Raw genomic sequence first — 23,743 nt, forward strand, 5'->3', positions numbered from 1 at the left:
TAATTGCCGACATGGCCTTTGTCATCGACGCCACCGTGGAGATCGACGCGCCCGCCGAACTCGTGTGGCAGGTGATCATCGACTTCCCGCGCTACGGCGAATGGAATCCCTTCGTCAGCGAATGCCGCAGCTCGCTGGTGCCCGGTGAGCCGATCGACATGCTGGTGCACCTCGGCCCCCGCCCGCGCCGCCAGCGCGAATGGATTCGCTCGCACACACCGGGCCGCGAGCTCAGCTACGCGATGAAGCCGGTCCCCCTCGGCGCCCTGCACAGCCTGCGCTCGCACACGGTTACCCCCCTCGAAGACGGTCGCGCCCGCTACGAATCCCACTTCGAACTGGCCGGTTGGCTGAGCCCGGTGGTAGTGGCCCTACTCGGCAAGCGCCTCCAGCGCGGATTCGCGAGCATGACCGCGGGCATCAAGGAGCAAGCCGAATCCCTGCCCGCCAGCTGACCCACCCGGTGCATGGCCACATGATCAACGGGACATGGTGGCGGAATTGCGCGAGAGCGGCCACCACCATGTCCCGTTGATCGTGGCACCGCTCAGGCCTTGAGGTAGGTGAGGGCGGCGGTTAGCGCGGCGTCGGCGTATGCCTCGGTCAGGCCACCGAGGCCGAGGGACCAGCGGCTTTGGATGGGGCCGAGTAGGAGATCTGTCGCCAGTTCGAAATCCAAGTCGGGGCGGAGCTCACCGGATTGCACTCCGGCGGCCAAGCGGTCGGCGATGGCGGCCCGCTGCAACAGGAGGCGTTCGCGGTAGGCGGCGCCGATTTCGGGGTCCTGCTGGATCTCGATGTACATCGCGCGGAGGAAGGACTCGAAGCCGGGGTCGGTAAGGGCGGCGACCGATCCGCGCAACAGCTCGCGCAGGTCGGCGGCGATATCGCCGGTGTTCGGGAGCGCGAGACCGTCTGGGCCCGAATCGAGTTCGAGCATCGCGTCGAACACCACCGCGCCCTTGGACGGCCACCAGCGGTAGATGGTCTGTTTGCCGACACCGGCTCGGGCGGCGATCGCCTCGATACTCAGCTTCGCGTAGGGCAGTTCGCGGGTGAGCTCGCCAGCGGCGGCGAGGATCGCGGCGCGGGCGCGTTCGCTGCGGCGGGTGGCGCTGGGGGCGTCGGGCATGCGGCCAGGATAGCATTAAACGAGACGAAACGTCTCGTCTTGACATGAAGCGATTCGCTTGGCATCCTCTTCAAACGAGACGGAGCGTCTCGCGACGAAAGGATCGACATGACCAGAACTTGGTTCATCACCGGCGCCAACCGCGGCCTCGGCCGGGCCTTCACCGTGGCCGCGCTCGCCGAGGGTGACCGCGTCGTCGCGACCGCTCGCGACCCGCGCACCATGGCCGACCTCGCCCAGGACCGACTCACCGTGCTGCCGTTGGACGTTCGGGACCGCGATGGCGCAATCGCCACCGTGGACAAGGCTTTCGCACTGATGGGCACCATCGACGTCATCGTGAACAACGCGGGCTACGGACTCGTCGGCGCGATCGAGGAACTCACCGAGGCGCAGATCCGGGACCAGATGGACACCAATTTCTATGGTGCCCTGTGGGTTTCCCAGGCGGCCGTGCCACATCTGCGCGCGCAGGGCTCCGGTCACATCGTGCAGATCTCCACCGTCGGCGCGGTCGGCAGCCTCCCGCTGTTCGGCATGTACAACGCCAGCAAGTGGGCATTGGAAGGATTCAGCGCCTCACTCGCCGACGAGTTGCGGCCGTTCGGCATCGCCGTCACCCTCGCCCAGATGGGCGGATTCGACACCGACTGGGCCAAGACGAGCATGAAGTTCGGCACCGGACAGCCCGCCTACGAAGGGCTGCGCAGCACGATCCTCGGCATGCCGAACTACCCGGACCCGAGCGCACCGCCACCAGCGACCGATTACGAGTCCGAATGGCGGGAGGCCGCACCGGAAGTCGGCGCGGCAGGGCTCATCGCCCTGGTGAACATGCCCAACCCACCGGTCCGCAAGGTCATCGGTCCCGGTGCCCACCAGATGGTCTCGATGGCCCTGGACCAGCGCCGCCAGGACTACCTGACCGACCCGGAATTCACCTGGCCGGTTTAAGCCAGCGCACTCGGCCCGCCGTGCACCTGGTGCACGGCGGGTCGAACAGGCTAGGGGGCCAACAGGTTTCAGGAGAGAGCTGTCAGGCGATGTCGCCGCGCGCTGCCTCGTAGGCCGCGCCGACGCGGTACAGCCGGTCGTCGGCGAGGGCGGGGGCCATGATCTGGAGGCCGACCGGCAGGCCGTCGTCCTTGCTCAGACCGGACGGGACAGACATGGCCGGGTGGCCTGCCAGGTTGGTGGGCAGGGTGCACAGGTCGGACAGGTACATGGCCAGCGGGTCGTCGACCTTTTCGCCGAGCTTCCATGGCGTGAACGGGCTGGTCGGCGAGACGAGCACGTCAACCTGCTCGTAGGCCTTGTCGAAGTCGCGCGCGATGAGCGTGCGGACCTTGAGCGCTTGCCCGTAGTACTCGTCGTAGTAACCGGCCGACAGCGCGTAGGTGCCGATCATGATGCGGCGCTTGACTTCCGGGCCGAACCCGGCAGCACGGGTGGCCGCCATGACCTGCTCGGCACTGTGCTGCCCGTCGTCGCCGACGCGCAGGCCGTAGCGCATCGCGTCGAAGCGCGCCAGGTTCGACGACACCTCCGACGGCATCACCAAGTAGTAGGCGGGCAGCCCGTATTCGAAGTGTGGACAAGACACTTCGATCACCTCGGCGCCGAGCTCCTTCAGCACCGCGACCGCGGCGTCGAAGGATTCCAGCACACCCGGCTGGTAGCTGTCGGAGTGAAGTTCCTTCACCACACCGACTTTCACGCCGCTCAGGTCACCCTTGGCGCCTTCGCGGGCCGCGGCGACGACCGGCGGCACCGGCACGTTGCGCGAGGTGGAGTCGCGCGGGTCGTAACCGGCGATCACCTCGTGCAGCAGCGCGGTGTCCAGCACCGTGCGCCCGCACGGGCCGCCCTGATCCAGCGAGGACGCGCAGGCGACCAGGCCGTAGCGCGACACGGTGCCGTAGGTCGGCTTGGTCCCGACGGTCGCCGTCACCGCGGCGGGCTGGCGGATGGAACCGCCGGTGTCGGTGCCGATGGCCAGCGGCGCCTGGTTCGAGGCGAGCGCGGCGGCGGACCCGCCGCCGGAGCCGCCTGGAATCCGGGTGGTGTCCCACGGGTTGCGGGTCGGGCCGTAGGCGGAGTTCTCGGTGGACGAACCCATCGCGAACTCGTCCATGTTGGTCTTGCCGAGGATCGGGATGCCCGCCGCGCGCAGCCGTGTGGTCAGCGTCGCGTCGTACGGCGAGACCCAGCCGTCGAGGATCTTCGACCCGCAGGTGGTCGGCATATCGGTGGTGGTGAATACGTCCTTGAGCGCCAACGGAACTCCGGCCAGCGGCGACGCGGGCGCGGCGCCGGAGCCGAGCGCGGCATCCACCGCGGCGGCCGCCTCGAGCGCCTGCTCCCCCGACACGTGCAGGAACGCGTGGTACTCGCCGTCGACCTCGGCGATCCGATCCAGGTGTGCCTTGGTGACCGCCACCGAGGACACCTCGCCGCCGTGGATCTTGTCGGCCAGTTCGGCCGCCGACAAGGTGGTCAAATCGCTCATTCGGCCTCTCCCAGAATCTGCGGAACCACGAACTTCTGCTCCTCCGCCGCCGGGGCGCCGGACAGCGCCTGCTCCGGGGTCAGGCAGGGCACGACCTCGTCGGGGCGGGTCACATTGGTCGTCGGGTTCGGCGACGCGGTGGCCGGGACATCGGCGGCGGCGACCTCGGAAATGGTCCGCACGTGGCTCAGGATCGAATCCAGCTGACCGGCGAACTGATCCAGTTCGGCTTCGGACAGCGCGAGCCGGGACAGCCGGGCGAGGTGTGCTACCTCGTCACGGGAGATGGCGGGCACCGCGGGACCCCTTTCGGCTTCGGTTTCAACAGTTCACATCGCCGCACACGTCGGCCGGCGCAACCTATACAGCTTAGAGGGCGCCGCCGAACGGAGTCCGCCCGCAGTCCGCGCACGGCCGGAGCGAAGGCGGGAGGTACGCGGAACGGGCGCTGCCGGACGGCGTCCACGGGCGGGCCGAGCGGTGGGAGGTATGCCTGGCCACGGGGACCGGCGGCCCCAGGCTCGGCCGGGCGACACGGGCGACAACGCGCCCGAATGTCCGACTCGGCGGGCAAACTTCGGCGACACGGTTTCCCAACTAGCTCGACACGCCGTATTGTCACGAAATCGCCGCGTGGCGTACATCACTGGTCCTACTTCGAGTCGATAACCGGGGCCCTGGGGTGTAAGTATTGCGGGACCCGGGTATCCGTTGAGAGCCTCGGCCGCCCTAGGAAAGGAACGCACGTGTCGTATCTGCTCCGCGTGCAACTTCCGGATCGACCGGGAAGCCTCGGCGCACTCGCGCTCGCACTCGGCTCCGTCGGCGCCGACATTCTCTCGCTGGACGTGGTCGAACGCGGCGCCGGTTTCGCCGTCGACGACCTCGTCGTCGAGGTGCCGCAGGGCGCACTACCCGACACCCTGATCACCGCCGCCGAGTCGATCGGCGATGTGCGGGTGGACTCCATCCGCCCCTACTCCGGCGTGCTGGACACCCACCGCGAACTCGAACTCATCGACCAGGTCGCCAGCGCCCGCGACGACCGATTACAGGTGCTCGTCGACGGCGTGCCCCGGGTGCTGCGCGTCGGCTGGAGCACCATCATCGACGTGGGCCCGCAGGGCGCCTACCGCGTGGTCGGCAGCCCGAGTGCGCCGGAGACACAAGCGGGTTCGGCTCCGTGGATGCCGCTGGAGAAGCCCGCCACCCTCGACCCCGACGCCGAATGGGTCCCCGAGATCTGGCGCGACATGGACACCAAACTCGCCGCCGCGCCCCTCGGCAACACCGGCAAGGTCCTGCTCCTCGGCCGCCCCGGCGGTCCCGACTTCCGCCCCTCCGAAGTAGCCCGCCTCGGCTACCTCGCCGGAATCGTCGCCACCGTCCTGGGTTAGCTCGCGCGCGAAGGGGACGTGGCTGCGAGAAAGTACGAGTGGCGGCTCGGTGAGGTCCCGTTCGTCGCTACGCCTGGAGGTTCAGGTGGAGGACGGTCAGGAGTTCGCCTGATTCGGTGTACCAGTCGCGGTCGGGGGCGGGGACGAAGCCGAAGCGGTTGTAGACGCGGCGGGCGTCGGCCATGGCGGGCATCGTGGTGATGGCCACGGCGTGGAAGCCTTCGTCCTTCGCCATCTCGATTACCTTGCGTACCAACGCGGTTCCCGCGCCGAGACCGCGGGCGGACTTGGCGACGGCGAGCATGCGGAATTCGAGTTCGCCGGGGCGGGCGATCTCCGCGTACGGGGTGCCGGGACGGGCGACGGTGAGCGATCCGACAATGCGGTCGTTGTGCGTCGCCACCAGAATCTGCGACGAGGCCCCGCGGTGGGCGGTGTCGGCCAGCTCGGTCACGTACGGACTGCCCTCTTGGACATAGCCTTCGCCGACGTAGACGTCCACGGTCAGCGCGCCGATGGCCTCGTATTCGTCCGGCCGAGCCGTCCGGATGACCAATCCCGTGTCCTTCGAATCCATACCCGGCATCGTGCCATTCGCCGTAGAACGGTCTACGTCACACATGCCTCCGCGGCGCGGGCGGTCAGGAGCCGAGACTCGGGCGAGCGCCGGGATGAGCGATCTGCCAGCGTTCCGGCTTGCCCGACGGGTACACGACGGTGATCAGATCACCGATCGACGGCCACGCGTCGACGTCCCAAGCGAAACGGCCGTAGACGACGGTGCCCGGCTCCGTGGGACCGGTCAGCTTGCCGGTGATGGTCACATACTGCTCGCCCGTGGCGTCCGGCCGCGGGCTCACGCCCGTGACGTAGAGCGTGCCGGTTTCGGCCTGTGCGGGCGCGATCTTGCCGCGGCCACGCAGATAGATCATGACCATCCCGACCACGGCGAGGGTCATGATCAGCAGCATTCCGAATTCGAGCATGCCCCCATGGTATTGCGCCGCGGGCCAGCGGGCTCACACCGTGGCGAGCTCGCTGGTGCCGTGTTCGGTGCGGCGGACCTGCCAGACCACGCTGCGGGTGCGCGCCGAGCGGCCATTGCTCCGGTCGATCAGGGCGCGGTTGTTGGTGGTGTAGATCAGTTGGGCGCCATGGGAATTGGTTTCCGGATTCTGGAACAGCTGGATCAAGCGGTCGGTCTCCTCGGCGGGCAGGTGCGCGCCGATATCGTCGACCGCGAGGACCCGGCCGGAGTCGAGGGCGTCCAGCATGGTCGGCAGGACGCGCAGCAGCGACAGTGTCGCGGTGGATTCGTCGGTGATGTCGAACGGGTTGTCGATGCCGTCGTGGACCAGCCGGAGGCCGACACCGCGCCGGGCCACCATCCGCGCGTACAGCGCGTCCCTGGCGGCTTTCAGGTTGGTCAGCTCGCGTTCGAGCAGCACGACGGTGACGCCGTTCTCCTGCAGCAGCCGGTCGGCGTGATCGGGCGAGGTGGCGCACAGTTCGATCTGCTTGCCGATCCCGGCGATGTCGGCGTCCAGGTCGCGCAGGTAGTCGGCGTACATCGGGTCGTTCTCGGCAATGAGCAGATCGGTGATGCCGAGGTCGGCGGTGCGCAGCAGCAGGAGCAGGCGCGCGGCATTCTCCGGCGACCGGGAGATGTGCCCGCCGAGCCGGTGCGCGACGGCGGCCGGGTTCGCCGGACCAAGCTGCACCTCGAGCATCGACTCGAACCAGCGATAGGCGGGCACGAGCGCGTCGGCATACATCTGCCCGGCGAGGCTGAGCAGCAACGCATTCGGCCGCACCAGCGGCACCAGCGCGGTGATCCCGTAGCGTGCCGCCTCGAACATCGGGCCGATCTTGATCTGTGCTCCGTTGCGCTCGAACACGATTCGCTTGCGCGAGCGCGGTTGCGTATACAGCCACTCGGCGGTCACGTCGGCGTTGTCGAGCCGGAAGCCATAGGTGTAGGGCACGCCCTCCGCGACGAAGCTGGCCACGAATTCCGAAGGGCGGTCCGGGAATCCGAGATGCGGCGCGCGGGCAGGTCCGGCGTAGGGATCCCATCCGGTGACCGAATGCAGCACCGCGTCACGCATCTGACCGAGCGCATCGATCAGGTTCGTCTTTCCCGCCGCGGCGGCCCCGTGGATCGCGGTCACCGGCACCGCCACCGGCCCGCTCCCCTTGGTCAACCGCAACTCCTGCCCCTCGGCCAGCGATCTGTGATTCGTCACCTGAAAACTGCGCAGCATCCCGCCATCCTTTCGCCCCGGCCGCCGCGTCACGACACCAGGGCTTGCTCGCAGGCCGGCGCTGTGCACGACGAAAGGGCAAATCTTCCATAGCGAATACGCATAGCGCGAGCGCACGCGGGTGGCGAGCATCGGGCCCCGCATTTGGGTGGCGTCGATCCTCCGACAAAGCCGCTGGTTACGGGTTAGCATGCTGAGCGCCACGACTTATTCGTGTGCCGTTATTGCTGGAAACGCTAGAAACTGATGGGTAACGATGAGTATGACGGTTCGTCGTCTTGTAGTCCGAAGCTCCGTCGCCGCCGCCATCACCCTGGGATCGATTGTGGCGGTCGCGCCGCAGGCGGTCGCCGAGGGCCTGTGTGACGACGGCTCCGCGACCGTTTTCCTGGTCGGCAGCGAGCCGGTGTGCCAGGGCCGCGGCACCGTGAGCTACGGCGAGCGGACGGTCTCCAAAGTGTGCTCGGTGGGACCGGTCGAGGTCACTGCCGAGGCCACCTACCTGGACCGCAGAAAGAAGACCATCACCGACCAGCTGGACCTGCGCAACGGCACCTGCGGGCGATTCGTCATCCCGGGCCAGACCAGCGCCACCGTCACCGTGCACTGACCACGGCCCTTTCGCCACGGGCACATCGGTCTTGGCCAGGATGGGTCACCGGGCGCCGAGCAGCAAAGCGCTGTCGCCGAATTCGTGCCACAGGTATCCGGTAGCCAGGGCCGCCGAGTAAGCCTCGTGGACGGTGCGCTCGCCCACTACGGCGACGAGCAGGTCCAGGTGGGACGCGCCGGGTGCGTGCCAGCCAGTGATCAACCCGTCGACCACGCGAGCCCGGCGACCGTCGCCTAGGACCAGCTCGGTCCAGCCTTGCGCCGGATGGACGCGGCCCGACGGGTCCGCGACGGTTTCCAGGGCTCGGGTCACCGTGGTGCCGACGGCGATGACGCGACCGCCTGCCGCCTTCGTGTCGTTCACCATGCGGGCAGTCGAATCCGACACGGCGAAACGCTCCGGGCTGGGTGGTTCACCCGTTTCCGGTGAGGACACTCCGGTATGCAAGGTGATCGGCGCGATCCCGATGCCGGCGGCAACCAGGTCCAGGACCAGGCGCTCAGTGAACGGCCGTGCCGCGCTGGGCATTTCCGCGCTGCCCGGAATACGCCCGAAGACCGTCGAGTAATAGGACGCGGACCATCGCTGCGGCACATAGGAATAGGTGATCGGGTAGCCGTACACGTCCATCAGGTGGCGCGGATCGGTGGTGACCTCGGCGACCCACAGGCGACGCGCACCGGCCAGCCAAGGTTCGCGAAGTGTCGCTCGCGCCCCGTCGGGCAACTGGATGGCCTTTCCCATCGAAAGCTCCGCTGCGGGAAAAGGAGTGCGCGCGGTGGTGCGGACCTCGACCACCCAGCGCCCGTCGTCCAGCCAGGTCGCGAAGTGCAGGGCGATCGGCCCGCCATCCATTCTCCCGTCGACGGCCGCGGCCAGCGTTGCCGAATTGTTCACCACCACAAGGTCACCCGGGCTCAGCTGCGGTGGCAGTTCGCGGAATCGCGCGTGCGTGAGGCGATCCCCGGCGACGAGCAGACGGACTTCGTCTCGCGCCAGTCCACGCGCCTCCGGCGGGGCGACGGCATTGCGTTCGGGTGGCAGGACGAAGGAACGCTGGGCAGGCACGACCGTCATGACGCGTGCCCCACCGCGAAATCGGCGGCGGCATAACGCCCATTCTTGGGTTTCTCGTTCAGCATCCGCAGCAGCGCGGGTACGACGGTATCGGGTTCGGGCCGGTCGGAGATGTCGTCGCCGGGAAACGCCGCTTGGTGCATCTCGGTTCGCATGTCGCCGGGGTCGAACGCGTAGATGGACAGGTCCGGATGCTCGGCACCGAGAATCGCGGTGAGCTGGTCGAGGGCGGCCTTCGACGAACCGTAGCCGCCCCATTCCGGATACGGCTCGACCGCGGCGTCGGAACTGATGTTCACCACGCTCCCGCCGACCGGTAGCAGCGGCAGTGCGAATTGCAGAATCGCCAGCGGGCCGAAAACGTTAGTCCGATAGACCAATTCGAGCTCGTCGAGCGGATAGTCGGCGAGCCGGACGAGCGGACTCGGTCCGAGCCGACTCGCGTTGTTCACGATCAGCGCGAGTTCTCCGGCGCTGTTTGCCGTTTCGGCCAGCAGCGCCCGATGGGCTGGATCGGTCACATCGCCGGGAACGGCGATGAATGCCGTGCCGAGCTGCTCGGATACCCGTGCGAGCCGCTCGGCGCGCCGGGCGGTTCCGATCACCCGCCAATCCCGTTGGACGAGTGCGCGAGCCAGCGCCAGCCCGAATCCGGCGGATGCGCCGGTGATCAGCGCGGTGCGACGAGCCATGAGGACCTCCTGGTAGTTGCCTACCGCTCAATCCTCATACCTGAAGTCTAGTTCAGGTCAAGGGTTGTTCGCCGTCAGCGCGCGTTCGCGGGACCCGCACAGAATTCCGTTGGCTCGCTTACTCTTCCGCTTCGGAATCCTCGCTCGCCGCTGCCGGTGACACTGCTTCCGGCCCGGACTCCAGCAACAATCGGAACCCGTCTTCGTCGAGGATCGGCACACCGAGTTCCTCGGCCTTGGCGGCCTTCGTCCCCGGCGAATCACCGACCACTACGAACGCGGTCTTCTTCGAGACCGAACCCGCGGCCTTTCCGCCGCGCACCAGGATCGCCTCCTTGGCGCCGTCGCGGGAGAACCCTTCCAGCGAGCCGGTCACCACGATCGACAGGCCTTCCAGGGTGCGCTGGATGGATTCGTCGCGTTCATCGGCCATCCGCACGCCCGCGGCGCGCCATTTGTCGACGATCGCGCGGTGCCAGTCGACGGTGAACCATTCCGCGACCGCCGCGGCGATGGTGGGCCCGACACCGTCGGCGGCGGCCAATTCCTCGGCCGAGGCATCCTGGATCCGGTCGAGGCTGCCGAATTCGCGCGCCAGCACTCGGGCGGCGGTGGGGCCGACGTGCCGGATGGACAGGCCGACCAGCACCCGCCACAGCGGTCGATTCTTCGCCGCACGCAGGTTTTCCAGCAGCCGTTTGCCATTGGCGGACAGTCCGCCGTCCTTGTTGGCGAACAGCGTGGTGGTGAGCAAGGTCGGCTCGTCGAGGTCGAACAGATCGCCCTCGTCGGTGATCGCGCCCGACTTCAGCAGATCGTTCGCCGCCTCGTAGCCGAGCGATTCGATGTCGAAGGCGCCGCGACCGGCCACATGGAACACCCGCTCCCGCAGCTGGGCCGGGCAGAACTGCGAGTTGGGGCAGCGGATATCGGCGTCGCCCTCCTTCTGCGGCGCCAATTCGGTGCCGCATTCCGGGCAGTGCGTCGGCATCACGAATTCGCGCTCGGCGCCGGTGCGTGCGTCGACCACCGGGCCGAGCACCTCCGGGATCACGTCGCCCGCCTTGCGGATGGTGACCGTGTCGCCGATCAGCACGCCCTTGCGTTTGACCTCCGAGGCATTGTGCAGCGTGGCCATCGAGACCGTGGAACCCGCGATGGAGACCGGTTCCATCACCGCGAACGGGGTGACCCGGCCGGTGCGGCCGACGTTCACCTCGATATTCAGCAGCTTGGTGGTCGCCTCCTCCGGCGGGTACTTGTAGGCGATCGCCCAGCGCGGGGCCCGCGAGGTGGAGCCGAGCCTGCGCTGCAGCGCCATCTCGTCGACCTTGATCACCTGGCCGTCGATCTCGTGCTCGATATCGTGGCGGTGCTCACCCCAGTATTCGACGCGTTCGATGACGGCGTCGATGCCCTGCACGAGTTTGGTGTGTTCGGAGACCGGCAGACCCCAGGCGGCGAGCGCGCGGTAGGCCTCGTGCTGCGAGGACGGCGTGTAGCCCTCCATGCGGCCGAAACCGTGGCAGATCATCCGCAACCTGCGCCGGGCGGTGATCGACGGGTCCTTCTGCCGCAGCGAGCCCGCGGCGGTGTTGCGCGGGTTGGCGTACGGCGGTTTGCCTTCGGCCACGATCGCCGCGTTGAGCGTCTCGAAATCTTCCAGCCGCATGTACGCCTCGCCGCGCACCTCGAGCAGCGCCGGAATCGGAAATTCGGCGGAAGGCGTGAGCTCACCGGGGATGTCGTCGATGGTGCGGGCGTTCAGGGTGACGTCCTCGCCGGTGCGCCCGTCGCCGCGGGTGGCGCCGCGCACCAGCCGCCCGTTCTCGTAGACCAGGTTCAGCGCGACGCCGTCGATCTTCACCTCACACAGATAGTGCAGGTTGGACCCGGTCTCGGCCTCCACCCGGCCGGCCCAGGTGCGCAGCTCGTCGAAGTCGAACACGTTGTCCAGCGACAGCATCCGCTCGAGATGGTCGACCGCGGTGAAGTCGGTCGCGAACCCACCGCCGACCAGCTGGGTCGGCGAGTCGGGGGTGAGCAGATCGGGATGCTCTTCCTCCATCGCCTGCAACCGGCGCAGCAGCGCGTCGAACTCGCCGTCGGAAATGATCGGCGCGTCGCGCACGTAGTAGCGGAACTGATGCTCGCGCACCTCGTCCGCCAGTCGCTGCCACTCCACCCGCTGCTCGGCCGTCGCCGGCGCCGCCGCGCTCGCGTCATTCTCCACCGCACCGCTGTCACTCACCCAACGCACATTAGCGGAGCCCACCGACATCTCACGGCACTGTTACCGCACGTCGCCGCACTGGATGAGAGGTTCGGCCGCAGCCGGGGCGACGCCTACGGGGCGAGGTGCGATCAAACGGTCAAGCGATACCGGATGTCTCCTCGAAGGTGAGCGATTCGGGGTCCTCGGCGTACGCGCGGGCGACCTCAGCGGCCAGGCTCAGCGTTTTGCGGGCCCAGGTGAGCGAGGCGTTGCCCAGGCCGCAGGCGGGGCTGACCAGGACTTGGCTGGCCAGGATGGTGCGGGGGAAGCCGAGGCGGTCGATCAGGCGGACGCCTGGTTCGGCGATGTCACGCCAGGTCGGCGGGGTGGGTGCGGCGGTGGTCGGGACCAGCCCGAGTACCAGATGTTTGCCGGAGTCGAGGATTTCACCGATCGTGTCGAGATCGCGGGTGCCGATCGTGGTGATGTCGAAGCCGATCGCGGCGGCGGCGCTGCCGCGCAGGAAGGCGAGGGCGGGTGGTTCGGCGCAGCTGTGGATCAGCACCGGCGCGGATTGGGTCGCGATGACCGTGTTCAGGACGGCGAGCGCTTCGGGTTCGGGCAGCGCGCGGACGGTGTCGAGCATGCTGACACCGTTCAGCGAGCCTTCGAGCACCGTGGTGAGCGACGGTTCGTCCAGTTGCAGAAGCACCTGCGCGCCGAGCCGTTTGCGTACCTCGGCAACGTGATTCACCAAGCCTTCGGCGAGGGATTCCGAAAGATCGCGCAGGGCACCGGAATCGGTGAGCGCCAGGTGCCCGCTCGGCAGTTCGACCTGTGCCGCGAGCGTCAGCGGACCGGCCACCTGCAGCTTGATCGGACGGCCCGACCCGGCCGAACCCGCGGTCTCCCATGCCTCTTCGAGTGCGTCGAGGTCGGCGCGGAGCAGATCGCGGGCACGTCGGGACAGCGCACCCGGACGCGGCGCCAAGCGGTATCCGCGGGTGGTGGTGTCGAATCGCATGTCGACCAGCAGTGCCGACATCCGTCCGATCAGGTCGGCGCCCGGGCCGCGGCCGGGCAACTCGACCAGGTGCGGCAGCTCGGGCAGTTCACCGAGGATGGTGGTCGCGGCTTCCCGCGGGTCGGTGCCGGGCCAGGAGCCGACGCCGGTGGCCGTCCCGCCGCGCAATGCGGGCGCTGCGCCGACCTTCCTGTTGACGTCGGTATTGCTGTCGCGCACTACGTCTTTGTCGTCCTGATACACCGTCGTCCGATTCTGTTGGTCGATCATCGTGCGCGCACGGCTATCGATGCGGCTTGATCATTGTGCGCGCCAGGCAGATTCCTCGATCCGCCGACATCAGGCCGGTATCACGATTCGGCGAAGCGGGCCGCGCCCGGAGTTACCGCGTTGCGGAACCCGCGTCACTGCCGACCCTCGCGCTGTCCACGCGGCCGGTGTCGGCGATGGTTCCGCTGCCGATCACCTGGTCTCCCAACGGGTCCTGGCGATACAGCACGACCGCCTGGCCGCGCGCGACACCGGTCAGCGGCTCACGCAGCCGAACCGACAGTCCGTCGCCGACCGCCTCGGCAATCGCCGCGGCGGTGCCGCCGTGCGCACGCACCTGCGCCACACACTCGATCGGTCCGTCCGGCGTAGCGCCGGACGTCCAGATCGCGCGCTCCGCCTCGATGGTCCATACCTGTAGGTCCTCGGCCGAGCCGACGCGGACGGTGCCGGAGTCGGGATCGATACCGGTCACGTAGCGCGGCTTGCCGTCGGCGGCCGGACCGGGCAGCCCGAGCCCCTTGCGCTGGCCGATGGTGAACCCGTGCACGCCTTCGTGTTCCGCCAGCACTTGGCCGTCGGCGTCGACCACGGCGCCCGGCCGGATGCCGATTTTCGCGCCGAGGAAGGCGCGGGTGTCCCCGGACGGGATGAAGCAGATGTCGTGGCTGTCCGGCTTGTTCGCGACGGCCAGCCCACGTTCGGCGGCCTCCTCGCGGATCCGCGGCTTCGGGGTGTCCCCGACCGGGAACATGGCGCGCGAGAGCTGCTGCGCGTTCAGCACGGCGAGCACGTAGGACTGATCCTTGTCGGCGTCGACGGCACGGCGCAGCACGCCGTCGTCGAGCCGTGCGTAGTGACCGGTGACCACGGCGTCGAAGCCGAGCGCGAGCGCGCGGTCGGCCAGTGCGGAGAACTTGATCTTCTCGTTGCAGCGCAGGCACGGATTCGGCGTCTCGCCCGCCGCGTAGGCGGCGACGAAATCGTCGATCACGTCTTCCTTGAAACGATCGGCGAAATCCCAGACGTAGAACGGGATTCCGAGCACGTCGGCGGCGCGCCTGGCGTCGCCCGCGTCCTCCTTCGAGCAGCAGCCACGCGACCCGGTGCGCAGTGTGCCGGGCGACGCGGACAGTGCGAGGTGCACGCCGACCACCTCGTGACCAGAGTCGACAGCACGTGCCGCCGCTACCGCCGAATCGACACCACCGCTCATCGCGGCAAGTACCCGCATCAAACACCTCCCTTCGCACCGGCCAGACCCGCGGCCATGGCCCGTTCCACCACCTGGGGCAGCACATCCAGCAACGCGTCCACATCGGCGCGAGTGGAGGTGTGTCCCAATGAAAATCGCAATGACCCGCGCGCCTGCCACGGTTCGACACCCATCGCGATGAGTACGTGACTCGGCGACGCCACCCCGGCGGTGCAGGCCGAGCCGGTCGAGCACTCGATCCCCGCCGCGTCCAGCAGCATCAGCAGCGAATCTCCTTCGCAGCCGGGGAAGGTGAAGTGCACGTTGCCCGGCAGTCGCCGCTCGCCGGGCGCGCCGTTCAACACCGCCTCCGGCACGATGGCCTGGATGCCGTCGATCAGTGCGTCCCGCAGCGCGGTCAATTCCGCTGTGCGGGTAGGCAATTCGATCACCGTCTGATGCAGCGCGGTGGCCAGGCCGACCGCGGCCGCGGTGTCCGATGTGCCGGAACGCAGGTCGCGCTCGTGTCCGCCGCCGTGCAGCAGCGGCACACACGGCACCTGCCTGCCGAGCAGCAGCAGGCCGACACCGTGCGGCCCGCCGACCTTGTGCCCGGCGAAACTCGCGGCCGACAAACCGGTCGCGGCGAAGTCGATCGGCAGCTGGGCCGCCGCCTGCACCGCGTCGCTGTGCATGGGTACGCCGAATTCCTGTGCCACGGCGGCCAATTCACCGATCGGCTGGATGGTGCCGACCTCGTTGTTGGCCCACATGATGGTCACCAGGGCGACGTCGTCGGGGTTCGCGGACAGCGCGGCTCGCAGCGTGCGCGGCGAGACGACGCCCTCGGCGTCCACCGGCAGCCAGGTCACCCGCGCGCCCTCGTGCCGCTCCAGCCACTCGACCGCGTCGATCACCGCGTGATGCTCGATCGAGCTGGCGATGATTCTGGTCCGGCGCGGCTCGGCATCGCGGCGCGCCCAGTAGATGCCCTTGACCGCCAGATTGTCGCTCTCGGTCCCACCGGAGGTGAAGATGACCTCCGAGGGCCGGGCGCCGAGGTCGGCGGCGATCGACTCGCGTGCCTCTTCCAGCGTCCGCCGGGCGGCTCGGCCGGACCCGTGCAGCGACGACGCGTTGCCCGCCAGCACGAGCGCAGCGGTCATCGCCTCGATGGCGGCAGGCAACATCGGTGTGGTGGCCGCATGATCGAGGTAGACCGTATGGGCCGTCGCACCGTGGACCGAACCCGCAATAGCCGCCTTCATGACCGATAAAGCCTATCCCACCATTGACCTGCGCTTCTTGGGGGTATCTCCCCGCCCGGTACGAATTTCCTACGATTTCACCCACGATTTGCAACCAGCTGACCGCCATCCGGTATTCCCGCGGCCCCGTCGGCAGAGTGCGCCGGGCCCACCAGATCATGCGGGGCTGCTGCGGTGAATCCACTGGAACCACAGTGTGTTCCATACGGCCGTCAGGGAATTGACCGGCGAGCGCTTCGCAGGGAAATTCAGCGGCTCACAGTGGTCTCCCGCTCGACACGGGACAGCTTTTCGGGATTGCGCACGACGTAGAGCCCGGTGATCAAGCCGTCGTCGATTCGCACCGCCACGACGTCGTCGATCTTTCCGTTGAGCCGCACGATCAGTGCCGGCCAGCCATTGATCTGCACCGGCTCGACCGAGGCCTCGCCGCCGAACTTCGGCAGGCCCGCGCCCAGCAGGCGGGCCACCCGGTCGGCCCCGACGATCGGCCGCGGCACGGCCTGCACAACCCCGCCACCGTCGCCGAGGAGGACCACGTCGGGTGCGAGCATGTCGAACAAGCTCTGTAGATCGCCCGTTTCGATCGCCCGTTGGAACGCCGCGAGCGCATCTCGGGACTCGGCGGGAGAAACGTCGCCACGCGGTCGCCGGGCCGCGACATGTACCCGGGCTCGGTGCGCGATCTGGCGGACCGCGGCCTGGCTCTTGTCGACGGCGTCCGCGATCTCGTCATAGTCCAGATCGAACACCTCACGCAGCACGAACACCGCGCGTTCGGTCGGCGCCAGCGTCTCCAGCACCAGCAGCATCGCCATCGAAACGCTGTCGGCCAACTCGACATCCTCGGCCACGTCGGGTGCGGTCAGCAGCGGCTCGGGCAACCAGGGACCGACGTAGGACTCCTTGCGGCGCCCGAGCGTGCGCAGCCGGCTCAGCGCCTGGCGGGTGGTGATCCGGACCAGGTATGCCCGCTGGTCCCGCACCTCGTCGAGATCGACGTCCACCCACCGCAGCCAGGTCTCCTGGAGTACGTCCTCCGCGTCGGCGGCCGAACCCAGCATCTCGTAGGCGACGGTGAAGAGCAGGTTGCGGTGGGCGACGAACGCCGCGGTGGCCGAGTCCATGCGCTCGCTCATCGGTGGCTCCTGTCTGTTCGCTGTCGACTGTGTCACCACAAGACACCGGTCCCCACCGTTTTGTGACACCCGCGATCGGTGGCGCACGTCACGTCGCGGTGCTGTCACAAGAATCGGGTCGCCGGCATCTCTTGTTCGTCAGTACGCAACACCGCCAGTGAGGACGAAGTCATGAACGCCCGACTGAACATGTTCGACAACGAGATCGCCGCCAAGTTCGGCAAGCGGTTCGCCAACGCCGCCATGGTGATCAACCAAGCGTCGCTGCCGAAGGCCACCCAGGAGTTGGTGAGCCTGCGCGCCAGCCAGATCAACGGCTGCGGCTTCTGCACCGATATGCACACCAAGGATGCCGCGGCCGCGGGCGAAACGTCGGTCCGGCTGCACCTGGTCGCGGCCTGGCGGGAGGCCACCGTGTTCACCGAGGCCGAGCGGGCCGCGCTGGCGCTCGCCGAGGAAGGTACCCGGCTCGCCGACGCTCACCACGGCGTGTCCGACGAGACCTGGGCCGAAGTGCGCAAGCACTACGACGACGACCAGACCGTCGCGCTGGTCTGCCTGGTCGCCTTGATCAACGCCGCCAACCGGATGAACGTGATCGTGCGCAACCCGGCGGGTTCCTACCAGCCCGGTATGTTCGCCGCCATGCTCGACTGATCGGCACGAATCCCGGCCCGGCCCAAGATGATTCGGGCCGGGCCCGCGCATGTCCGTGCGAGAGGCGGCTTCGATTCGCGGCCCTGGTATCGATCGGCCTTCCGGTGCTGCTGCGATACAGTAGTCATGAGGGGGAAATATGTTGCGCAACAATCTGTTTCGTCAGGTCGTAGTCGGTATTGCCGGGGCGCTGGTTGGTGCCACCTCGGTTACCGGAACCGCTGCCGCCGCACCTGATCCGCTGGAGCGTTTCGAACGGCAGGCGGTCGAATGGCGAACATGCGGCGTCGAAGTGCTCGATGCCAGTGGGGTGCAGTGCGCCGATATCACCGTGCCACTGGACTATTCGCGACCCGAGGGCCGAACGATCACGGTGGCGATCTCGCGGATGATGGCCACCGATCCGGCCCGGCGACGTGGCGTCCTGCTCGGAAATCCCGGCGGTCCCGGCGGCACCGGCCTGGTCCAGGGACTAGCAGTCAGCGCTGTGCTGGCTTCCGACGTCCTCGCCCAGTACGACCTGATCGGCATGGACCCGCGCGCCGTCGGCCGCTCGACACCGGTCGATTGCGGCTGGCCGGTCGATCGTTACTTGCGTGCGCCGGAACCCGGGGTGGCGGGGTTCGCCAGGGAGGTCGCACTACAGGCGGACCTTGCGGCCAGGTGCGCGGCGGCGCTCGGCGACACGATGTCCGCGTACACCACCCGCAATACCGCGCGCGATATGAACGTCATCCGGGCAGCACTCGGCGAGCCCGCCCTCAATTACTACGGCATGTCTTACGGGACATATCTGGGTGCGGTGTTCGCGCAAATGTTTCCGGACCGAATCGGCCGGTTGGTGCTGGACAGTGCCGTCGATCCCGACAGTTACGGCTCCGGCGAAACGCTCACCCAGGGCGCGAGCAGTGAGGCGGCGCTGGATGACTGGGCCGCCTGGGCCGCCGGGCAGGATGCGCGCTATCACCTCGGCACGACCGCCGCCGAGGTGCGCTCAGGCGTCGAGGGACTTGTCCACCGGGTGACGGAACGACCCATCGACGTGAACGGTCACGTTGTCGACGGAAGCAGCCTTCCGCTACTGCTGTACTTGCCACTGCACAGCTACTACGTCAACGACGCCTATGCGGTGCTGGTCCGGCAATTGCTCGACGCCGCCGACGGCCGCCCGGTCACCCTCAATCCCGGCGATTGGTTGACCGCGTACTTCGACAATGCCGACACCGAGGTGAACACCTCCGCCGAGGCGGTGATCGAGTGCGGAGACGCCGCGGTACCTCGCGATCCGCACCGGTACTGGACCAATATCGAACGCGCCAGGGTCACCCAGCCGATCTTCGGTGCACTGTCGAACAACATCTCACCGTGCGCATTCTGGCCCGCGCCTGCCGAGCCGCCCACCGTCGTGCGCAACGCGATCCCGGCGCTGATCGTGCAGGCCACCGGTGACCCCCGCACGCCACTGGCGGGCGCCGAGGCGCTGCGCCGCGCGATGACCGGCGCACGCCTGCTCACCGTAGAAGGCATGCGTGCGCACGTACTCCTGATCGCCGTCATCACCGACCTGTTCGACAACGGAAGCGTCGACGACGCCCGCCTCCGCTGCGTGCGGGATGCCACCAACGAATACCTCCGAGACGGGACACTCCCGGCGTCGGACGTCACCTGCTGATAGCGACAAGCAAGGAGGCCCGGTCACGGCCGTCCCGAGCGACCTCTCGGTTCGGCCGTGCTTCCCGAGCTCCAATTGCCGCAGGCGCGAGCGTGCCGGGCAAGAGGCGGCCGGTCCTCGGCTCAGCCGCCGACCGCGTCGACCCGGCGGCCTCGGCCGCGCAGCATGGGCCGAAGGCGGCGTTGTGGCCTGCGGACCTCCGGTGTGTCGGCCGCGATGGATGGGTCCTGTACCCGAGTGTTGCCCGCCTCGATCCACACCGTGGCGTCGCGCAGACCGTGGCGCGAGAGCTCGGTGCCACGGACCGCGGCCTCGCAGCGGCGCGCTAGATCTCGTCGATCCGTTCCCGGTTGCTGCACCGCCTCGAGCACCACCTCGGCGACCATGCCGCGCGAACGCAGCACCCGACGGGCCGACGAGGCGAAGGTGTCTTCACCGACGAATCCCGGCACCGTGCACTGGACGCCGTGCCGATCCAGATAGCGCAATCGCACCGGCTGGACGGGCGTATCGGTGTCGACCGCCGCCTGGAACAGCGCGGGCCGCATGCTGCCGTACGCGCGACCGCACCAGGTGGTGCCCTCGGGGAACACCGCGATCCGATCGCCGGCGGTAAGCCTGGCGCCGATCTGGGCCACCACACCGGGCAGCGCGCGCAGCTTCTCCCGCTCGATCGGGATGACCCGCATCAGCGTCGCCAGCTTGCCCAGCACCGGCCAGTCGACCATGTCCGCCCTGGCGACGAAGCCGAGCGGCTGCACCGCGGCGAGCGCGACGATATCGGTCCAGCCGATGTGCCCGACGACGACCATGACGCCGGTACCCGGCTCGCCATAAACGGCGGGCGCGGTGTTGCCCTCACCGACAACGCCGCGCCCGTTCGGGTCGATCCTGCGATCGACGACCCGCAATTCCATTCCTAGACAACTCAACAACGTTCGCGCGTACCCGCGCTGCACGGCTTCTCGTTTGCTCTGCGGGGTAACCAGATTCACCATCGGGAAGCTGATCAGCAGCCCGGCGACGCCGAGCAGTCTGCCGATCACCCGGCCGGTGCCGACCTCATCGATCGACTCGATGCAGCCGGGCCCGCACGGGCTCGACGGCATCCACGCGTGTGCGGTGCCCTGTGCGGGCGGTGCGTCGAAGACCACGTTCCTCACCGTCCCCCGTCGAAGGTCGCGGCGGCGTCTTGTAATCGGTTCAGGTAGCGAGTGTTGATGGTGTCGAGGCCGAGCATCGCGACGAAGTCGGCGACCCCGAAGTCCGGATCGTGTGCGGGCTCGCCGCAGATCTCCGCGCCAAGGCGCAGGTAGCCGCGCAGCAGCGGCGGCAGCTTGGGCCGCGACGGCGGCGTCATCTCATCGAGGGTCTTGCCGTCGACGACCACCGGCCGCAGCGGGTGCACCCGCTGTTCCGGATCCGACGCGTGCCTGCCGAGCAGCATGTCGCGCACGCCGCGCACATTCACGCCGGGCTCGTCGGCGGGGGTGTCCTGCATCGGCACCGAGACGCAGCCCATCACCCAGTCGTAACCGGTGAGTTGGATGTAGTGCAGGATGCCCGCCCACATCAGGGTGAGTACCGAGCCGTTGCGGTGGTCGGGCACGACGCAGGCCCGGCCCATCTCCACGATCCGCCTGCCTTCCGGATCCAATTGGGCCAGATCGAATTCCGTGGCCGTGTAGTAGCCGCCCGCCGCGGGGACCTTGTCCGGCGGCAGCATCCGGTAGCAGCCGACGAACTCCTCGGTCAGGTCGTCGCGGACCAGCAGGTGGTCGCAGTAGTCGTCGAATCGGTCGGCGTCGAGGCCGGTACCGTTGTCGGGGATGTGGAATCCGGGCTCGCTCGCGAACACGCCGTAGCGCAGTCGCTGCGCCGCCGCGCGGTGTTCAGCGTCGGACGAGACGACCAGCGAGTACCGTGACCGTTCCACCCCGGAGTCCGTCGAGCGCGCCGGGGCTGTCAACACGGACGTAATAGTCATATCGCTGATGAAGCCAGCCCGAGACTGCGTCGGAGCAACCTCGAAGTGTCTCGTCGATGCCGAGTCGGTGAACGAGGTCGGCGCACACCGAGCGTTCATCAGACCGTCGCGCCCTGTTCGCGCCCTCGCGTCGTCGCCGCGTTCTTTGCCTGTTCAACGGCTCGCCGCCAACGCATTCAGGGCTGAAGCAGCAACAAGAAGGCCGCATCGTGAAGTCATCGCGATGCGGCCTTTCAGTGTCGGAGCGAGGTCAAGCGGCCGTGCGTTCCGATACGCGCGGCGGTTCGGCGGCCTTGTCCACCTCGGCGAAACCGGGACGTCCGGTGCCGATGAACGCGACCAGCCACGAGGCGACCGCGGCGAACCGGTTGCGGAAGCCGACCAGGTAGAACAGGTGCACCGCGAGCCACATGACCCAGGCGATCAGGCCGCGGAAGGTGATCTTGTCGTTCAACTTGGTGACCGCGCTGAACCGGCTGATCACCGCCATGCTGCCCTTGTCCCAGTACTTGAACGCGGTGCCCGGCTGCTTCTTCCGGCGGATGATGTCGGCGGCGTGCCTGCCCTCCTGCATGGCCACCGGCGACTGGCCGGGGTAGCCGTTGAGCGAGGTCATGTCGCCGATCGCGTAGATGTCGGCGTAGCCGCCGACGGTGAGATCCGGGTTGATCAGCAGCCGTCCGGCCCGATCGGTTTCCACGCCGGTGGCCTCGGCCAGGATCTTGGCGAAGCCGCCCGCCTGCACGCCCGCCGACCAGACGACCGTCTCCGCCGCGATGCCGCGTTCGACACCGCTCTTGTCCTTGACGGTGACCTTGCCCTGCTCGATATCGGTGACGAAGGTGCCGAGCAGCACGTCGACACCGCTGCGGGTCAACGACTTCTTCGCGTACTCCGACAGCCCGCCGCCGAACGGCGGAAGCACCTCGCCCGCGCCCTCCACCAGGGTGACCGAAACTTCTTGGTGGTAATACCTTTTCGCCAGTTCCTTCAGCTGACCGGCCACCTCGACGCCGGTCGCGCCCGCCCCGACGACCACGAAGCTCAGCAGCCTGCGCTTGGTCTCCTCGTCCGCGCCCGCGGCCTCGGCGAAGACCCGCTGGATCTGTGCGCGCAGCAGCTTCGCGTCGTCGATGGTCTTGAGCGAGAAGGTCTTCTCGGCGAAGTCGTCGCGGCCGAAGTAGGACTGGCTGGCGCCGGTGGCGGCGATCAGCGAGCCGTACCGGATCCGGCGGCGCTCGCCGTCGTGCTCATAGGTGACGATCGCCTGATCCGGATCGATGGCGACTACTTTGCCCAGGCGCACGTCGGCCTCGCGGTGACGGCGCAGAATGGAGGCGATCGGCGGCGCGATCTCCTCCGATGCCAGCACACCGGTCGCTACCTGGTACAACAACGGTTGGAACAGGTGCTCCGGCGTGCTGGAGATCAGCACGTAATCGATACCCGACTTGGCAAGTTGCTTGGCGGCGGAGAGCCCGCCGAACCCCGATCCGACGATGACGACACCCGCGGTTTCGATTCCCGCATCCACGTACTGCATGACAGCCTCCTTCTCTCATTACCAACCGTCATCCGGAACCGAGATATTTCAGGTGTTAGGGCGCATAATGCAGATGACTCTTATCTCGATCCGTCATCAATCGGAGGCGCTGTGGAACTTCGGCAGCTCACCTACTTCGTCGCCGTGTGCGAGGAGCTCAGTTTCAGCGGCGCGGCCGCACGGTGCTTTATCTCACAGTCGGCGATCAGTCATCAGATCTCCCGGCTGGAGCGTGATCTCGGCGTGCAGCTGTTCGAGCGCTCTACAAGATCAGTAGTGCCCACCGACGCCACCGCACGGCTACTTCCCCTTGCGAAACAGATGCTGAGCCTCGAGTCGGCGATCCGGGCGGCCGTGCGGACCGTCGGCCCGCGGATCCGGCTCGCCGCGAACATGTCCTTCGCGACCAGATCGCTGTCGGCGATCGCGGGCGCCCGCGCCACCCATCCCGAAGCGGAGATCGAGTTCGTGATCAAACCGTTCCGGCAGCGGATCACCGCGGTGGCCGACGGCGACTGCGATCTCGCACTCATCCGCGGCAGCGTCGATCAACCCGGGCTGGAGGTCGAGCAGCTGTGGGTCGAGGATCTGGTGATCGCGACCTCCAGCGCGCATCCACTCGCCACCCGGGAAACGGTGACCCTCTCCGATCTGAGCCGCTATCCGCTGCTGCTCCCGCCGGAACAGGAACAAGTGCTGCTGCACACCGTCATTCGGTCCGCATTCGCCGAACTACCCACGGGCCCCACCTACGGTCCCCCGATCCCACCCGACCACACCGCGACCATGGAGCTGATCAACCGCCCCGACGCGTGGACGGTGCTCTACGCGGAGAGCCCAACCGAGGGTTTAGTGGTATTGAAGCTCGCCGAACACAAACTACGCATCCCCGTCTCCGCGGTCCTGCGCAGCGACGCCCGCCGCTCCCCCATCCTGACCACCTTGCTCGCCGCCCTACACCGCACCTGACCAACCCACTCCGGCTACGCACCGTCCTCTAACGCCTGGCTCAGGGTTGATCTCACAGAGTGTCCATACCTTTCACAGGGCGTGCTGCGCCTGTGAGCCGTATGAAAACCCTGGGAGTCC

The 23,743-nt window shown here is 68.0% G+C and carries 23 protein-coding genes; 7 read left to right on the forward strand and 16 right to left on the reverse strand.

Features of this window, described 5'->3' with window-relative positions; genetic code table 11:
• Positions 1 to 11: 11 nt before the first annotated feature.
• The gene (locus tag KV110_RS30960) at positions 12 to 455 is read left to right on the forward strand and encodes an SRPBCC domain-containing protein (protein WP_218470708.1); all 444 of its coding nucleotides are present in this window, start codon (positions 12 to 14) and stop codon (positions 453 to 455) included.
• A gap of 92 nt (positions 456 to 547) precedes the next feature.
• On the opposite strand, the gene KV110_RS30965 is transcribed toward KV110_RS30960, so the two are convergent.
• Positions 548 to 1,132: a TetR/AcrR family transcriptional regulator gene (locus tag KV110_RS30965; protein ID WP_218470709.1), complete on the reverse strand. Its 585-nt coding sequence runs from the start codon at positions 1,130 to 1,132 to the stop codon at positions 548 to 550.
• 108 nt (positions 1,133 to 1,240) lie between these two features.
• Between KV110_RS30965 and KV110_RS30970 the strand changes: the two genes are divergently transcribed.
• Positions 1,241 to 2,086, forward strand: coding sequence for an SDR family NAD(P)-dependent oxidoreductase (locus tag KV110_RS30970; protein ID WP_218470710.1), 846 nt, complete (start codon positions 1,241 to 1,243; stop codon positions 2,084 to 2,086).
• Between the two features lie 82 nt (positions 2,087 to 2,168).
• Here KV110_RS30970 and gatA read toward each other — a convergent pair whose 3' ends face one another.
• A complete protein-coding gene (gene gatA / locus KV110_RS30975; protein ID WP_218470711.1) occupies positions 2,169 to 3,641 on the reverse strand; it encodes an Asp-tRNA(Asn)/Glu-tRNA(Gln) amidotransferase subunit GatA in 1,473 nt (490 codons plus the stop codon).
• Positions 3,638 to 3,937 (reverse strand): Asp-tRNA(Asn)/Glu-tRNA(Gln) amidotransferase subunit GatC, encoded by a 300-nt coding sequence (gene gatC, locus KV110_RS30980; protein WP_218470712.1) that lies wholly within the window; start codon positions 3,935 to 3,937, stop codon positions 3,638 to 3,640. Before gatC ends, gatA begins: the two co-directional genes overlap by 4 nt.
• Before the next feature lie 450 nt (positions 3,938 to 4,387).
• Between gatC and KV110_RS30985 the strand changes: the two genes are divergently transcribed.
• Entirely contained in the window at positions 4,388 to 5,038 is a 651-nt protein-coding gene (locus tag KV110_RS30985) for an ACT domain-containing protein (RefSeq protein WP_218470713.1), read from the forward strand.
• Positions 5,039 to 5,105: 67 nt separating this feature from the next.
• Here KV110_RS30985 and KV110_RS30990 read toward each other — a convergent pair whose 3' ends face one another.
• From KV110_RS30990 to KV110_RS31000, 3 genes are all read right to left on the reverse strand, one after another.
• Complete coding sequence (locus KV110_RS30990) at positions 5,106 to 5,615, reverse strand: GNAT family N-acetyltransferase (RefSeq protein WP_393538037.1); 510 nt, start codon at positions 5,613 to 5,615, stop codon at positions 5,106 to 5,108.
• 64 nt (positions 5,616 to 5,679) lie between these two features.
• Positions 5,680 to 6,024 carry a hypothetical protein gene (locus tag KV110_RS30995; RefSeq protein ID WP_218470715.1) on the reverse strand — a complete coding sequence of 115 codons (345 nt, stop codon included), beginning with the start codon at positions 6,022 to 6,024 and terminating at the stop codon, positions 5,680 to 5,682.
• Between the two features lie 33 nt (positions 6,025 to 6,057).
• Positions 6,058 to 7,302, reverse strand: coding sequence for an AAA family ATPase (locus tag KV110_RS31000; protein ID WP_218470716.1), 1,245 nt, complete (start codon positions 7,300 to 7,302; stop codon positions 6,058 to 6,060).
• Between the two features lie 262 nt (positions 7,303 to 7,564).
• Here KV110_RS31000 and KV110_RS31005 point away from each other — a divergent pair, with 262 nt between their 5' ends.
• Positions 7,565 to 7,912: a hypothetical protein gene (locus KV110_RS31005; protein WP_218470717.1), complete on the forward strand. Its 348-nt coding sequence runs from the start codon at positions 7,565 to 7,567 to the stop codon at positions 7,910 to 7,912.
• A gap of 45 nt (positions 7,913 to 7,957) precedes the next feature.
• Here the strand turns inward: KV110_RS31005 and KV110_RS31010 are convergent, their stop codons facing one another.
• From KV110_RS31010 to KV110_RS31040, 7 genes are all read right to left on the reverse strand, one after another.
• On the reverse strand, positions 7,958 to 8,992 hold the full coding sequence (locus tag KV110_RS31010; RefSeq protein ID WP_218470718.1) for an S-adenosylmethionine:tRNA ribosyltransferase-isomerase: 1,035 nt from the start codon (positions 8,990 to 8,992) through the stop codon (positions 7,958 to 7,960).
• Positions 8,989 to 9,684, reverse strand: a complete 696-nt coding sequence (locus KV110_RS31015; RefSeq protein WP_218470719.1) for an SDR family oxidoreductase — start codon at positions 9,682 to 9,684, stop codon at positions 8,989 to 8,991. Before KV110_RS31015 ends, KV110_RS31010 begins: the two co-directional genes overlap by 4 nt.
• Positions 9,685 to 9,802: 118 nt before the next feature.
• A complete protein-coding gene (ligA, locus tag KV110_RS31020; RefSeq protein ID WP_393538255.1) occupies positions 9,803 to 11,917 on the reverse strand; it encodes an NAD-dependent DNA ligase LigA in 2,115 nt (704 codons plus the stop codon).
• A gap of 139 nt (positions 11,918 to 12,056) precedes the next feature.
• Positions 12,057 to 13,193 carry a methionine synthase gene (locus tag KV110_RS31025; protein WP_218470721.1) on the reverse strand — a complete coding sequence of 379 codons (1,137 nt, stop codon included), beginning with the start codon at positions 13,191 to 13,193 and terminating at the stop codon, positions 12,057 to 12,059.
• A 112-nt stretch (positions 13,194 to 13,305) separates the two neighbouring features.
• Positions 13,306 to 14,427 carry a tRNA 2-thiouridine(34) synthase MnmA gene (gene mnmA, locus KV110_RS31030; RefSeq protein WP_218470722.1) on the reverse strand — a complete coding sequence of 374 codons (1,122 nt, stop codon included), beginning with the start codon at positions 14,425 to 14,427 and terminating at the stop codon, positions 13,306 to 13,308.
• Entirely contained in the window at positions 14,427 to 15,656 is a 1,230-nt protein-coding gene (locus KV110_RS31035; protein WP_218470723.1) for a cysteine desulfurase family protein, read from the reverse strand. The genes mnmA and KV110_RS31035 overlap by 1 nt, the downstream gene beginning before the upstream one ends.
• A gap of 248 nt (positions 15,657 to 15,904) precedes the next feature.
• Positions 15,905 to 16,795, reverse strand: coding sequence for an RNA polymerase sigma-70 factor (locus KV110_RS31040; protein WP_218470724.1), 891 nt, complete (start codon positions 16,793 to 16,795; stop codon positions 15,905 to 15,907).
• A 171-nt stretch (positions 16,796 to 16,966) separates the two neighbouring features.
• Between KV110_RS31040 and KV110_RS31045 the strand changes: the two genes are divergently transcribed.
• Both KV110_RS31045 and KV110_RS31050 read left to right on the forward strand, forming a co-directional pair.
• Positions 16,967 to 17,452 carry a carboxymuconolactone decarboxylase family protein gene (locus KV110_RS31045; RefSeq protein WP_218470725.1) on the forward strand — a complete coding sequence of 162 codons (486 nt, stop codon included), beginning with the start codon at positions 16,967 to 16,969 and terminating at the stop codon, positions 17,450 to 17,452.
• Between the two features lie 139 nt (positions 17,453 to 17,591).
• Positions 17,592 to 19,124, forward strand: coding sequence for an alpha/beta hydrolase (locus KV110_RS31050; protein ID WP_218470726.1), 1,533 nt, complete (start codon positions 17,592 to 17,594; stop codon positions 19,122 to 19,124).
• A 122-nt stretch (positions 19,125 to 19,246) separates the two neighbouring features.
• On the opposite strand, the gene KV110_RS31055 is transcribed toward KV110_RS31050, so the two are convergent.
• The 3 genes from KV110_RS31055 to KV110_RS31065 all read right to left on the reverse strand — a co-directional run bounded on the left by KV110_RS31055 (position 19,247) and on the right by KV110_RS31065 (position 22,654).
• Positions 19,247 to 20,287: a lysophospholipid acyltransferase family protein gene (locus tag KV110_RS31055; RefSeq protein WP_393538031.1), complete on the reverse strand. Its 1,041-nt coding sequence runs from the start codon at positions 20,285 to 20,287 to the stop codon at positions 19,247 to 19,249.
• Positions 20,284 to 21,111 carry a GNAT family N-acetyltransferase gene (locus KV110_RS31060; protein WP_218470727.1) on the reverse strand — a complete coding sequence of 276 codons (828 nt, stop codon included), beginning with the start codon at positions 21,109 to 21,111 and terminating at the stop codon, positions 20,284 to 20,286. The genes KV110_RS31055 and KV110_RS31060 overlap by 4 nt, the downstream gene beginning before the upstream one ends.
• A 250-nt stretch (positions 21,112 to 21,361) precedes the next feature.
• Positions 21,362 to 22,654, reverse strand: coding sequence for an NAD(P)/FAD-dependent oxidoreductase (locus tag KV110_RS31065; protein WP_218470728.1), 1,293 nt, complete (start codon positions 22,652 to 22,654; stop codon positions 21,362 to 21,364).
• Positions 22,655 to 22,765: 111 nt separating this feature from the next.
• Here KV110_RS31065 and KV110_RS31070 point away from each other — a divergent pair, with 111 nt between their 5' ends.
• Positions 22,766 to 23,623 carry a LysR family transcriptional regulator gene (locus tag KV110_RS31070; RefSeq protein ID WP_218470729.1) on the forward strand — a complete coding sequence of 286 codons (858 nt, stop codon included), beginning with the start codon at positions 22,766 to 22,768 and terminating at the stop codon, positions 23,621 to 23,623.
• Positions 23,624 to 23,743: the final 120 nt, after the last annotated feature.

This window comes from Nocardia iowensis (assembly GCF_019222765.1).
Classification (GTDB): domain Bacteria; phylum Actinomycetota; class Actinomycetes; order Mycobacteriales; family Mycobacteriaceae; genus Nocardia; species Nocardia iowensis.

What these genes read in the sequence shown, in the direction of transcription:
- KV110_RS30960 (WP_218470708.1), top strand. Translation starts at nt 12, where the DNA reads ATGGCCTTTGTCATCGACGCCACCGTGGAGATCGACGCGCCCGCCGAA.
- KV110_RS30965 (WP_218470709.1), bottom strand. Translation starts at nt 1,132, where the DNA reads ATGCCCGACGCCCCCAGCGCCACCCGCCGCAGCGAACGCGCCCGCGCC.
- KV110_RS30970 (WP_218470710.1), top strand. Translation starts at nt 1,241, where the DNA reads ATGACCAGAACTTGGTTCATCACCGGCGCCAACCGCGGCCTCGGCCGG.
- gatA (WP_218470711.1), bottom strand. Translation starts at nt 3,641, where the DNA reads ATGAGCGATTTGACCACCTTGTCGGCGGCCGAACTGGCCGACAAGATC.
- KV110_RS30990 (WP_393538037.1), bottom strand. Translation starts at nt 5,615, where the DNA reads ATGGATTCGAAGGACACGGGATTGGTCATCCGGACGGCTCGGCCGGAC.
- KV110_RS30995 (WP_218470715.1), bottom strand. Translation starts at nt 6,024, where the DNA reads ATGCTCGAATTCGGAATGCTGCTGATCATGACCCTCGCCGTGGTCGGG.
- KV110_RS31000 (WP_218470716.1), bottom strand. Translation starts at nt 7,302, where the DNA reads ATGCTGCGCAGTTTTCAGGTGACGAATCACAGATCGCTGGCCGAGGGG.
- KV110_RS31005 (WP_218470717.1), top strand. Translation starts at nt 7,565, where the DNA reads ATGACGGTTCGTCGTCTTGTAGTCCGAAGCTCCGTCGCCGCCGCCATC.
- KV110_RS31010 (WP_218470718.1), bottom strand. Translation starts at nt 8,992, where the DNA reads ATGACGGTCGTGCCTGCCCAGCGTTCCTTCGTCCTGCCACCCGAACGC.
- KV110_RS31015 (WP_218470719.1), bottom strand. Translation starts at nt 9,684, where the DNA reads ATGGCTCGTCGCACCGCGCTGATCACCGGCGCATCCGCCGGATTCGGG.
- KV110_RS31025 (WP_218470721.1), bottom strand. Translation starts at nt 13,193, where the DNA reads ATGATCGACCAACAGAATCGGACGACGGTGTATCAGGACGACAAAGAC.
- mnmA (WP_218470722.1), bottom strand. Translation starts at nt 14,427, where the DNA reads ATGCGGGTACTTGCCGCGATGAGCGGTGGTGTCGATTCGGCGGTAGCG.
- KV110_RS31035 (WP_218470723.1), bottom strand. Translation starts at nt 15,656, where the DNA reads ATGAAGGCGGCTATTGCGGGTTCGGTCCACGGTGCGACGGCCCATACG.
- KV110_RS31040 (WP_218470724.1), bottom strand. Translation starts at nt 16,795, where the DNA reads ATGAGCGAGCGCATGGACTCGGCCACCGCGGCGTTCGTCGCCCACCGC.
- KV110_RS31045 (WP_218470725.1), top strand. Translation starts at nt 16,967, where the DNA reads ATGAACGCCCGACTGAACATGTTCGACAACGAGATCGCCGCCAAGTTC.
- KV110_RS31050 (WP_218470726.1), top strand. Translation starts at nt 17,592, where the DNA reads ATGTTGCGCAACAATCTGTTTCGTCAGGTCGTAGTCGGTATTGCCGGG.
- KV110_RS31060 (WP_218470727.1), bottom strand. Translation starts at nt 21,111, where the DNA reads ATGACTATTACGTCCGTGTTGACAGCCCCGGCGCGCTCGACGGACTCC.
- KV110_RS31065 (WP_218470728.1), bottom strand. Translation starts at nt 22,654, where the DNA reads ATGCAGTACGTGGATGCGGGAATCGAAACCGCGGGTGTCGTCATCGTC.